The organism is Stenotrophomonas sp. 78350_Sma, assembly GCF_056482105.1.
This window is the reverse complement of record NZ_CM151182.1, coordinates 4713215-4725000: the sequence shown is the minus strand read 5'-3', so window position 1 is coordinate 4725000 and position 11786 is coordinate 4713215. Positions and strand designations below refer to the sequence as shown.

The 11786-nt window shown below is 60.3% G+C and carries 4 protein-coding genes, 2 tRNA genes and 5 rRNA genes (1 of these 11 cut by a window edge); 8 read left to right on the top strand and 3 right to left on the bottom strand.

Annotated features, from left to right (window positions below; all coding sequences use genetic code 11):
• The 7 genes from ACZK4H_RS21695 to rrf (ACZK4H_RS21665) form a co-directional block, all read left to right on the top strand.
• Window positions 1–179 (top strand): 23S ribosomal RNA (locus ACZK4H_RS21695); it begins 2703 nt to the left of the window's first position.
• A gap of 126 nt (window positions 180–305) precedes the next feature.
• A 5S ribosomal RNA gene (gene rrf / locus ACZK4H_RS21690) occupies window positions 306–420 on the top strand.
• 500 nt (window positions 421–920) lie between these two features.
• Window positions 921–2467 (top strand): 16S ribosomal RNA (locus ACZK4H_RS21685).
• Window positions 2468–2559: 92 nt separating this feature from the next.
• Window positions 2560–2635 (top strand) — tRNA-Ala (locus tag ACZK4H_RS21680).
• 28 nt (window positions 2636–2663) lie between these two features.
• Window positions 2664–2740: transfer RNA gene (locus ACZK4H_RS21675), tRNA-Ile, on the top strand.
• A gap of 225 nt (window positions 2741–2965) precedes the next feature.
• Window positions 2966–5843, top strand: a 23S ribosomal RNA gene (locus ACZK4H_RS21670).
• A 125-nt stretch (window positions 5844–5968) separates the two neighbouring features.
• Window positions 5969–6083 (top strand): 5S ribosomal RNA (gene rrf, locus ACZK4H_RS21665).
• Together the 16S, 23S and 5S rRNA genes with 2 tRNA genes alongside form the textbook arrangement of a ribosomal RNA operon.
• Window positions 6084–6465: 382 nt before the next feature.
• On the opposite strand, the gene ACZK4H_RS21660 is transcribed toward rrf (ACZK4H_RS21665), so the two are convergent.
• The 3 genes from ACZK4H_RS21660 to hemH form a co-directional block, all read right to left on the bottom strand.
• Window positions 6466–8571, bottom strand: a complete 2106-nt coding sequence (locus ACZK4H_RS21660; protein ID WP_099554326.1) for a methyl-accepting chemotaxis protein — start codon at window positions 8569–8571, stop codon at window positions 6466–6468.
• A 290-nt stretch (window positions 8572–8861) separates the two neighbouring features.
• Complete coding sequence (locus ACZK4H_RS21655) at window positions 8862–9716, bottom strand: alpha/beta fold hydrolase (RefSeq protein WP_099554328.1); 855 nt, start codon at window positions 9714–9716, stop codon at window positions 8862–8864.
• The gene (gene hemH, locus ACZK4H_RS21650) at window positions 9713–10675 is read right to left on the bottom strand and encodes a ferrochelatase (RefSeq protein WP_099554330.1); all 963 of its coding nucleotides are present in this window, start codon (window positions 10673–10675) and stop codon (window positions 9713–9715) included. The genes ACZK4H_RS21655 and hemH overlap by 4 nt, the downstream gene beginning before the upstream one ends.
• 165 nt (window positions 10676–10840) lie before the next feature.
• Here hemH and ACZK4H_RS21645 point away from each other — a divergent pair, with 165 nt between their 5' ends.
• Complete coding sequence (locus ACZK4H_RS21645; RefSeq protein WP_099554332.1) at window positions 10841–11734, top strand: lipid-binding SYLF domain-containing protein; 894 nt, start codon at window positions 10841–10843, stop codon at window positions 11732–11734.
• The last annotated feature ends 52 nt before the right edge of the window (window positions 11735–11786 follow it).

Below are 11786 nucleotides of genomic sequence, written 5' to 3'. Positions count from 1 at the left end.
TATGTTCGGAAGCGATAACCGCTGAAAGCATCTAAGCGGGAAGCGCGCCTCAAGATGAGATCTCCCGGGGCACAAGCCCCCTGAAGGAACCATGTAGACTACGTGGTTGATAGGTCAGGTGTGTAAGTACAGCAATGTATTGAGCTAACTGATACTAATGATCCGAGAGGCTTGACCATATAACCTCAAGTTGCCTTGGCTTTACGACAACGTCGTAAGAGCATCCAAGTGCACGCTACGTCACAAGAACTATGCGAGGCTGGCGCCTTGTCCCACAGGGACGAGTGCGACTCTCCAAAAGCCTCCCTGGTGAAATTAGCGCTGTGGAACCACCCGATCCCATCCCGAACTCGGAAGTGAAACGCAGCTGCGCCGATGGTAGTGTGGCTCAAGCCATGCGAGAGTAGGTCATCGCCAGGGTTTACACCCAAAACCCCGCTGCATGCGCAGCGGGGTTTTCCTTTTTTTGCAGGCACCCGGTTTCGACCTGGACTTGCGGCAACAACTTCACGAAGAGCTTCAAGTTCCTCAAACAAGTTGTTGACAAAGCTGAAAGGCCTGCCATAATAGGCGGCTCGCGACGACGAAAGGCCTTCGGGTCCAACGACGAAGCAGCATCGGCAACAACGTCCACCCCGGTGAGGCGACCTTGAAAAAAGGTGTTGACGAAGCGGAAAAGCCGGCTATAATGGGCGGCTCGCTACGAAGGAAACTTCGCAGCACACGGGAGCGGCGCTGAGGCCACTTCCCCTGATCTTTGAAAGTATGCGCAGGTATCTTGTGAAGGCGCCTGCAGGAAGGATGATTGTCCATCTTGCAGACGTTTGATCAAGCAACTATTAATTGTTTTAAAGCAAGCGATACGTTGCCAGCATCAATCATCTGCAGCTTTAAATTTTGATCTTCGGATCATGTAGTTTTAAGTGAAGAGTTTGATCCTGGCTCAGAGTGAACGCTGGCGGTAGGCCTAACACATGCAAGTCGAACGGCAGCACAGTAAGAGCTTGCTCTTACGGGTGGCGAGTGGCGGACGGGTGAGGAATACATCGGAATCTACTTTTTCGTGGGGGATAACGTAGGGAAACTTACGCTAATACCGCATACGACCTACGGGTGAAAGCAGGGGATCTTCGGACCTTGCGCGATTGAATGAGCCGATGTCGGATTAGCTAGTTGGCGGGGTAAAGGCCCACCAAGGCGACGATCCGTAGCTGGTCTGAGAGGATGATCAGCCACACTGGAACTGAGACACGGTCCAGACTCCTACGGGAGGCAGCAGTGGGGAATATTGGACAATGGGCGCAAGCCTGATCCAGCCATACCGCGTGGGTGAAGAAGGCCTTCGGGTTGTAAAGCCCTTTTGTTGGGAAAGAAATCCAGCCGGCTAATACCTGGTTGGGATGACGGTACCCAAAGAATAAGCACCGGCTAACTTCGTGCCAGCAGCCGCGGTAATACGAAGGGTGCAAGCGTTACTCGGAATTACTGGGCGTAAAGCGTGCGTAGGTGGTCGTTTAAGTCCGTTGTGAAAGCCCTGGGCTCAACCTGGGAACTGCAGTGGATACTGGACGACTAGAGTGTGGTAGAGGGTAGCGGAATTCCTGGTGTAGCAGTGAAATGCGTAGAGATCAGGAGGAACATCCATGGCGAAGGCAGCTACCTGGACCAACACTGACACTGAGGCACGAAAGCGTGGGGAGCAAACAGGATTAGATACCCTGTTAGTTCACGCCCTAAACGATGCGAACTGGATGTTGGGTGCAATTTGGCACGCAGTATCGAAGCTAACGCGTTAAGTTCGCCGCCTGGGGAGTACGGTCGCAAGACTGAAACTCAAAGGAATTGACGGGGGCCCGCACAAGCGGTGGAGTATGTGGTTTAATTCGATGCAACGCGAAGAACCTTACCTGGCCTTGACATGTCGAGAACTTTCCAGAGATGGATTGGTGCCTTCGGGAACTCGAACACAGGTGCTGCATGGCTGTCGTCAGCTCGTGTCGTGAGATGTTGGGTTAAGTCCCGCAACGAGCGCAACCCTTGTCCTTAGTTGCCAGCACGTAATGGTGGGAACTCTAAGGAGACCGCCGGTGACAAACCGGAGGAAGGTGGGGATGACGTCAAGTCATCATGGCCCTTACGGCCAGGGCTACACACGTACTACAATGGTAGGGACAGAGGGCTGCAAGCCGGCGACGGTAAGCCAATCCCAGAAACCCTATCTCAGTCCGGATTGGAGTCTGCAACTCGACTCCATGAAGTCGGAATCGCTAGTAATCGCAGATCAGCATTGCTGCGGTGAATACGTTCCCGGGCCTTGTACACACCGCCCGTCACACCATGGGAGTTTGTTGCACCAGAAGCAGGTAGCTTAACCTTCGGGAGGGCGCTTGCCACGGTGTGGCCGATGACTGGGGTGAAGTCGTAACAAGGTAGCCGTATCGGAAGGTGCGGCTGGATCACCTCCTTTTGAGCAAAGACAGCATCGTCCTGTCGGGCGTCTTCACAAAGTACCTGCATTCAGAGAATCACAACGGCCAGGCCGATGTGAGAGTCCCTTTTGGGGCCTTAGCTCAGCTGGGAGAGCACCTGCTTTGCAAGCAGGGGGTCGTCGGTTCGATCCCGACAGGCTCCACCATGTTTGAGCTTCCTCCGGAGTAACTTCCGGGTCTGTAGCTCAGGTGGTTAGAGCGCACCCCTGATAAGGGTGAGGTCGGTAGTTCGAGTCTACCCAGACCCACCATTCTCTGAATGACGCATACAATCGATCTTTATACGCATCAGCACTGTGGCTGGTACGTGTTCTTTTAAAACTTGTGACGTAGCGAGCGTTTGAGATGTTCTATCAGACGTGTCGTGAGGCTAAGGCGAGAGACGCAAGTCTCTTTATTGATTGAGTCGTTATATTCGTATCCGGGCTTTGTACCCCCGGGTCATATATATAACCCAAGGCAACTTGCGGTTATATGGTCAAGCGAATAAGCGCACACGGTGGATGCCTTGGCGGTCAGAGGCGATGAAGGACGTGGCAGCCTGCGAAAAGTATCGGGGAGCTGGCAACAAGCTTTGATCCGGTAATGTCCGAATGGGGAAACCCACCCGCTTGCGGGTATCCTGCAGTGAATACATAGCTGCTGGAAGCGAACCTGGTGAACTGAAATATCTAAGTAACCAGAGGAAAAGAAATCAACCGAGATTCCGTAAGTAGCGACGAGCGAACGCGGACTAGCCCTTAAGCTGATTTGGTTCTAGGAAAACGCTCTGGAAAGAGCGGCCATAGAAGGTGATAGCCCTGTATCTGAAAGGGCCATTTCAGTGAAGACGAGTAGGGCGGGGCACGTGAAACCCTGTCTGAACATGGGGGGACCATCCTCCAAGGCTAAATACTACTGACCGACCGATAGTGAACCAGTACCGTGAGGGAAAGGCGAAAAGAACCCCGGAGAGGGGAGTGAAATAGAACCTGAAACCGTGTGCGTACAAGCAGTAGGAGCTCCGCAAGGAGTGACTGCGTACCTTTTGTATAATGGGTCAGCGACTTACTGTTCGTGGCAAGCTTAACCGTATAGGGGAGGCGAAGGGAAACCGAGTCTGATAAGGGCGCATAGTCGCGGGCAGTAGACCCGAAACCGGGTGATCTAGTCATGCTGAGGGTGAAGGTGCGGTAACACGCACTGGAGGCCCGAACCCACTCCCGTTGCAAAGGTAGGGGATGAGGTGTGATTAGGAGTGAAAAGCTAATCGAACCCGGAGATAGCTGGTTCTCCTCGAAAGCTATTTAGGTAGCGCCTCATATGTATCCTCTCGGGGGTAGAGCACTGTTATGGCTAGGGGGTCATCGCGACTTACCAAACCATTGCAAACTCCGAATACCGAGACGGACTGTATGGGAGACACACGGCGGGTGCTAACGTCCGTCGTGAAAAGGGAAACAACCCAGACCCACAGCTAAGGTCCCAAATTTTGTGCTAAGTGGAAAACCATGTGGAAAGGCACAGACAACCAGGAGGTTGGCTTAGAAGCAGCCACCCTTTAAAGAAAGCGTAATAGCTCACTGGTCGAGTCGGTCTGCGGGGAAGATTTAACGGGGCTAAGCACAGAACCGAAGCTTGGGGTGCATACTTTGTATGCGCGGTAGAGGAGCGTTCCGTAAGCCGTTGAAGGTGGATTGAGAAGTCTGCTGGAGGTATCGGAAGTGCGAATGCTGACATGAGTAACGATAATGCGGGTGAAAAACCCGCACGCCGAAAGCCCAAGGTTTCCTTGCGCAACGTTAATCGGCGCAGGGTGAGTCGGCCCCTAAGGCGAGGACGAAAGTCGTAGTCGATGGGAAGCAGGTTAATATTCCTGCACCTCGCGTAAGTGCGATGGAGGGACGGAGAAGGTTAGGTGTACCAGGCGTTGGTTGTCCCTGGGAAAGGCGGTAGGTTTGGATCTTTGGCAAATCCGGGATCCTCTAAGACCGAGCACCGAGACGAGCCTTTATGGCGAAGTCACTGATACCACGCTTCCAGGAAAAGCTCCTAAGCTTCAGCTTACGCAGACCGTACCGTAAACCGACACAGGTGGGTAGGATGAGAATTCTCAGGCGCTTGAGAGAACTCGGGTGAAGGAACTAGGCAACATGGCACCGTAACTTCGGGAGAAGGTGCACCCTTTTTGGTGGCTCGTGCGAGCTATAGCTGAAGAGGGTCGCAGTAACCAGGCCGCTGCGACTGTTTATCAAAAACACAGCACTCTGCAAACACGAAAGTGGACGTATAGGGTGTGACGCCTGCCCGGTGCTGGAAGGTTAATTGATGGGGTCAGCCGCAAGGCGAAGCTCTTGATCGAAGCCCCAGTAAACGGCGGCCGTAACTATAACGGTCCTAAGGTAGCGAAATTCCTTGTCGGGTAAGTTCCGACCTGCACGAATGGCGTAACGACAGCGGCGCTGTCTCCACCCGAGACTCAGTGAAATTGAAATCGCTGTGAAGATGCAGCGTTCCCGTGGCAAGACGGAAAGACCCCGTGAACCTTTACTATAGCTTTACACTGAACGTTGAGTTCGTCTGTGTAGGATAGGTGGGAGGCTATGAAACTGTGGCGCTAGCTGCAGTGGAGCCATCCTTGAAATACCACCCTGTCGTGCTTGACGTTCTAACCTGGGCCCATTATCTGGGTCGGGGACCGTGTATGGTGGGTAGTTTGACTGGGGCGGTCTCCTCCTAAAGAGTAACGGAGGAGCTCGAAGGTACGCTCAGCGCGGTCGGACATCGCGCACTGTGTGCAAAGGCATAAGCGTGCTTGACTGCAAGATCGACGGATCAAGCAGGTAGGAAACTAGGACTTAGTGATCCGGTGGTTCTGTATGGAAGGGCCATCGCTCAACGGATAAAAGGTACTCCGGGGATAACAGGCTGATACCGCCCAAGAGTTCATATCGACGGCGGTGTTTGGCACCTCGATGTCGGCTCATCACATCCTGGGGCTGTAGTCGGTCCCAAGGGTATGGCTGTTCGCCATTTAAAGTGGTACGCGAGCTGGGTTCAGAACGTCGTGAGACAGTTCGGTCCCTATCTGCCATGGGCGTTGGAGATTTGAGAGGGGCTGCTCCTAGTACGAGAGGACCGGAGTGGACGAACCTCTGGTGTTCCGGTTGTCACGCCAGTGGCATTGCCGGGTAGCTATGTTCGGAAGCGATAACCGCTGAAAGCATCTAAGCGGGAAGCGCGCCTCAAGATGAGATCTCCCGGGGCACAAGCCCCCTGAAGGAACCATGTAGACTACGTGGTTGATAGGTCAGGTGTGTAAGTACAGCAATGTATTGAGCTAACTGATACTAATGATCCGTGCGGCTTGACCATATAACCTCAAGTTGCCTTGGCTTTGCGACAACGTCGTAAGAGCATCCAAGTGCACGCTACGTCACAAGAACTATGCGAGGCTGGCGCCTTGTCCCACGGGACGAGTGCGACTCTCCAAAAGCCTCCCTGGTGAAATTAGCGCTGTGGAACCACCCGATCCCATCCCGAACTCGGAAGTGAAACGCAGCTGCGCCGATGGTAGTGTGGCTCAAGCCATGCGAGAGTAGGTCATCGCCAGGGTTTACACCCAAAACCCCGCTGCTCACGCAGCGGGGTTTTTCTTTGTGCGCAGTAAATGCGGGTAGTGCCGGCCGTCGGCCGGCAACCCGATGGTGTTACATCGCCCGGTAGATCCACGCCATCCGTGAATACCCCCTGCGAGGAACAGCGGCGCCAACCAAGGTTGGCCGCTACCAACAGCAGGCGCACACAGCGATCGTTTGCCGGCCAGCGGCCGGCACTACCAGGTAGATCCACGCCATGCGTGGATGCTCTCTGCGAGGCGCTACAGCGGTAACCAAGAGGTCGGCAGCTGTATCGCGTGACCCATCACGCAGAACACGCAAAAAAAGACGGCGCCCTGCGGGCGCCGTCTTCACATGGATCGTGTTGAAGGCCGAGATCAGGCGACCAGCGCCACGTCCTGCGACTCCTGCCGACGGAACACCGAAACTGCATCGTCCAGCGTTCCCGCCTGCGACTGCAGCTCGCGTGCTGCGGCAGTCGCTTCCTCCACCAGCGCAGCATTCTGCTGCGTGGCCTGGTCCATCTGCACCACGGTCTGGTTGATCTGCTCGATACCGATCGACTGTTCCTGCGACGCCGCGGATATCTCGCGCATCAGATGGCTGACGTTCTCCACCCCGCCGACGATCCCCTGCATGCGTTGGCCGGCATCCGCCACCAGCTGGGCACCTTCGCCCACCTGCCGGCCGGCCTCGTCGATCAGCTTCTTGATCTCCTGGGCTGCCGCCGCCGAACGCTGTGCCAGCACTCGCACTTCACTGGCCACCACGGCGAAGCCACGGCCCTGCTCGCCGGCGCGCGCCGCTTCCACTGCTGCGTTGAGCGCAAGGATGTTGGTCTGGAAGGCGATGCCGTCGATGACGCCGGTGATGTCGCCGATCCGCTTCGACGCGCCCTCGATGGCCTGCATGGTGTCGACGACCCGCTGCATGGCCGTATTGCCATCACTGGCGGCATTCTGCGTGGAGGCCGCCAGCGCGCTGGCCTCACGCGCATGGGCGGCGTTCTGGCGCACGGTGGCGGTCAGCTCCTCCATTGATGCCGCGGTTTCCTGGAGGTGCGCGGCCTGGCGTTCGCTACGCTCGGACAGGGCACCGTTGCCAGCAGCAATTTCGTTGGCCGCCGTACTGATCGAAGAAGCGCACTGCTGGATGCGGCCCACCATGCGCGCCAACTGGCCTGCCGTGGCGTTTGCATCGCGCTGGATGGCCGCGAAGGCGCCGTGATACTCGCCGCGCATGCGCCGGTCCAGATCGCCGTTGGCCAGCGCCGAGAGCATCTGCCGCACTTCATCGACAGTGCTGCCCAGCGTATCGAGCAGCTGGTTGATGCCTCCCGTGAGGCCGTCGAGGAAGCTGGCGCCTTCGGTCGCCTGCAGGCGCTGCTCGAGATCACCGGCGGCGGCCGCAGCGACGATGCCGGCCACGGCGTTCTCCAGGGTGAGTTCGTGGGTCCGGTCATGCCACTCCACGGCAAAGCCCAGGCGCACGCCCTGGGCGTCGAACACCGGCGTGACCACCTGCGCGAAGTGCACCGGGCCGATCTGTACCTTGCCGTTGTGCGTGACCTGCAGGCCATTGAGGATGGCGCGGATGCGGTCCGGGTTGGCGTGGAAGCGATGGATGCTGCTGCCGACCAGGCGCTCGGCGTCGAAATCGGGGAAAGCCTGTCGCAACGTTGCCTGCTGGTTGCGCAGCAAGGCCACCACCGAGCGGTTTACATAGCGGATCACATGGTCGTTGTCGGCGATCATCATCGCGGTGCGCGAGGCATCCAGCGCCTGGCGGATCTGTGCGTTCTCGGCATGCGCCGCCGCCTCGCGTCCACGCTGGGCCTGCACGTGGCGTGCAGTGTCGGCCAGGGCGTGGGCCAGTGAACCCGGTGCATAGGCGCTGGTGTCGGCATGTGCACCAAGATCGGCACCGGTGGCGATATCGCGTGCCAGCGCGGCAAGGCGACGCGGGCCATGGCCAAGTGTCTCCGTCTGCTGGCGAAGCCGCAGTGCGACCTGGCCGAGGGACAGGGTCAGGCCCGCGAACATGCCGGCCTGCAGCAGCGTGGGCCACACTGTGGCACCGCTCAGCAACGGGGCCAGCAGTGCGAGCGTGCCGACCCCACCGGCCAGCCACACCGGAAGACGATCGCGGTGACCCAGCAGCACGCCCAGCAGCAGGGCGATCGGCAACGCCGGTGACAGGCCGGTGATCGCGCACAGCAGGGCCAGCTGCAGCGACAACAGGATCGCCAGACCGCCGCTGGCGATACCGCGGCCCGCCAGCGGACCTGCCAGCCACAACGCGGGCGGCACCGCCGCAGCGACCAACGCAGCGGCCACGACCTGCGGGCCACGCAGGGCCAGCACCAGGCCGGCCAGGCCCAGTGCTGCGCTGCAGATCAGCAGGCGGCGATCAGCGCGGCGGGCGAGCTGCTGCAGTTGCGGCAGGCGAGCGGTATCGGGGGGGCGGGAGAATGCAACGGACATCGGCGACTCCTGGATCAGCAGACGACAACGGCCACGCGGAGACGCACGCAGGAGTGCGTGGCCAGGGCATGGACCGGGAATTCGGGGAATGCGACGCAATCAACGTCGCGCAGACGGGGCGCCGTGACCACATCCTGTGGGTGACGGTGCAATGGAGCGGGCATGCGGACTTCCTTGCAGAACCAGACACACGCCGCAGGCCCGACCGGACCTGCGTGCTGCAGGCGCAGAGGCCCGCAACTGATGTATCGGCCGCAACTGCGCAGAGTGAAGTGCGCGGACGCCGCGACTCAGCCGGCGTTGTCGTTGTTGAAGAAGTGCAGGATCACTTCTGCGATCTGTTCCGGATCTTCCATGTGCAGGTGATGGTTGCCGGGAAACACCGCCAATCGCCCATCGCGCAGGTGCTGCAGGCGATCGCTGCGCATCGGCTCGGGATAGTAGGACTGTGCCGGCGTGGCATAGATCACCTGCGTCGGGCAGGCGATGGCCTGCAGCAGGTTGTCGATCTGCCCTTCGCTCAGGCGGATCGCGGTGGGAAGCATCAGGCGCGGATCGCTGCACCAGCGGTAGCCACCCTCGACCGGTTCCACACCGCGCTCGACCAGCAGCCGTGCACAGCGTTCGCTGAGCTGGTTGGTCATCATCCGCGCGCGGATCGGCGCGGAGAGGTCGGGGAACACGCGCAGCTGCTTGCGTGACAGCCCACGCGTGGCATTCACATGCTCGCGCAGGCGATGCGCGGTTTCTTCCTCCGGACCGCGCAGGCCGCCGAGCGCTTCGATCGCCACCAGCCGCTCCACGCGATCACTGACCGAGGCGGTAAGGCTGGCGATGCCGGCGCCCATCGAATGGCCGAGCAGGTTGAAGCGGTCCCAGCCCAGTGCATCAGCAACATCGAGCACGTGGCAGATCGCGGCTGCGGTCGTGTAGCTGGCACCCGCCGGCAGATGCGCACTGTGGCCATGGCCGGGCAGGTCGATGGCAACCAGCTGCAACGACGACAGATGCGGCGCCAGCGGCACGAAGCTGGCCGCGTTGTCGAGCCAGCCGTGCAGGGCCAGTACGCGCGGGCCGTCGCCGTGGTTGCGCAGGCCGGCGACGCGCGCGCCACCGACCTCCAGTTCAAACGGTTGCAGACTCATGCCAGCGAGGCCACGGCCAGCCGCGCAAGCGCACGTGCGTGCTCCGGTTCGGCGTTGAGGCAGGGGATGTAGCGCATCGTCGCGCCGCGCTCGGCCAGCGTTTCGGTGAAGCCCATCGCGACCTCTTCCAGCGTCTCCAGGCAATCGGTGGCGAAGCCGGGGCAGACCACATCGATCTGCTTCACGCCGGATTCGGCCAGCGCCCACAGGCTGGGCTCGGCATAGGGCTGCAGCCAGCGCTCGCGGCCGAAACGCGACTGGTAACCCATCTGCCACTCGTCCCTGCCCAGGCCCAGAGCCTTGGCGATGGCCTGCGCACTGGCCTCGCAGCGCTGCGGATACGGATCGCCTGCATCGGCCAGGCGCTGCGGGATGCCGTGGAAGGAGAACATCAGTTTCTGGCCGCGACCGTGCTGTTCCCAGTAGCGGCGGATCGAGCCGGCAACGGCGTCGACCCAGCCCGGATCGACCGAATAGTCGCGCACCAGGCTCACGGTCATGCCCGGATTGCGGCGCTGCCAGGCATCGACGCGGTCTTCGACCGAGGCGGTGGTGGTGGTGGAGTACTGCGGGTACAGCGGCAGCACCACGATGCGGCGCGCACCGTCGGCCGCCAGGCGGTCGAGCTCGCTGGCCAGCGCCGGTTCGCCATAGCGCATTGCATGGCGAACCTTCAGGGTCGGCAACAGCGCTTGCATGGCCTGCGCCAGCTGGCGCGTATGCACCATCAGTGGAGAGCCCTCCGGCAGCCAGACCTGGGCGTACTTGGCCGCTGAACGGCTGCTGCGCAGCGGCAGGATCAGTCCACGCAGCAGCGGCTGCCAGAGCAATGCCGGGATCGAGACCACGCGGGGGTCGGACAGGAATTCAGCCAGGTAACGGCGTACGGCGGGGGCCGTCGGCGTCTCGGGCGTGCCTAGGTTGACCGCCAGCACGGCGGTATCGGGTGCGTCGAGCATGAGCGGTATTGTCGCCGATCCGGTGCCGCGCCGGGATGCAGGGTTCGGATTGCAGGCATAGCGCGCATCAATGTGAGCAGGGAACGCTCATTGGGGATTCATGACAACACTACTAATTTCAGTCACTTGCTATATCTTCCTATGGACTGACTTCTGGAGCCTGCCATGCGTCGCCCGATCCAAGCCCTGCTGATCGCCGCCAGCCTGCTGTCCAGCCAGGCCATGGCCGGACCGCAGGAAGACCAGCGTGCCCGCAATGCCGTGCGCGTGCTGGCTGAAATCCAGGAAATCCCTGAACAGGGCATTCCGGACAAATTGCTCGACGAAGGCCGTGCGGTCATCGTCATTCCCGACACGATCAAGGCCGGTCTGGTCATTGGCGGTCGTCGTGGCCACGGCCTGATGTCGGTGCGCATGCCCAATGGTGCCTGGTCCAATCCGGTGTTCGTGAAGCTTACTGGCGGCAGCATCGGCTTCCAGGCCGGCGTGCAGTCCTCCGATGTGGTGCTGGTGTTCCGCAACGACCGCAGCCTGGACAACCTGGTCAACGGCAAGTTCACGCTGGGCGCCGATGCCGGTGTCGCCGCCGGCCCGGTCGGCCGCAATGCCGCCGCTGCCACCGACGGCCAGCTGAAGGCCGAGATCTGGTCCTGGTCGCGCGCCCGCGGTCTGTTTGCTGGCGTTGCCCTGGATGGTGCGGTGCTGCAGATCGATGATGCCGCCAATCTGGACGCCTACGGCAGCAACACCACGCCGCGCATGATCTTCGAAGGCCGCGCCGCCGGTTCGCCGTCGATGGATGTGGTCACGTTCCGCGACCGTCTGGAAGAGGCCACCTACGCCGCGCGCAACAACCGCAGCGGTAACGGCGGCAGCGCCCCGCGTCCGGCAGCGGCCCCGTCGGTTGCTCCGGCGCCTGTTCAGGCAGCGCCGGCCGCCCCAGCCGAAGCCACCACCGCGCCGCTGCAGAACGTGCCGCAGACCCCGCCGCCGCCGCAGCAGGGCTTCCAGCCGGTCAACGACGGCGAAATCCGCACGGAAACGCTGGGCGGAAACTGACTTTCGTCACGCGCGCCGGCTAACACCCGGTGCGCTATGCTCGACAGCCTGA

Bases quoted from the DNA above. Each gene is read 5' to 3' on its own strand.
- ACZK4H_RS21660 (WP_099554326.1), bottom strand. From the start codon at position 8,571: ATGTCCGTTGCATTCTCCCGCCCCCCCGATACCGCTCGCCTGCCGCAA.
- ACZK4H_RS21655 (WP_099554328.1), bottom strand. From the start codon at position 9,716: ATGAGTCTGCAACCGTTTGAACTGGAGGTCGGTGGCGCGCGCGTCGCC.
- hemH (WP_099554330.1), bottom strand. From the start codon at position 10,675: ATGCTCGACGCACCCGATACCGCCGTGCTGGCGGTCAACCTAGGCACG.
- ACZK4H_RS21645 (WP_099554332.1), top strand. From the start codon at position 10,841: ATGCGTCGCCCGATCCAAGCCCTGCTGATCGCCGCCAGCCTGCTGTCC.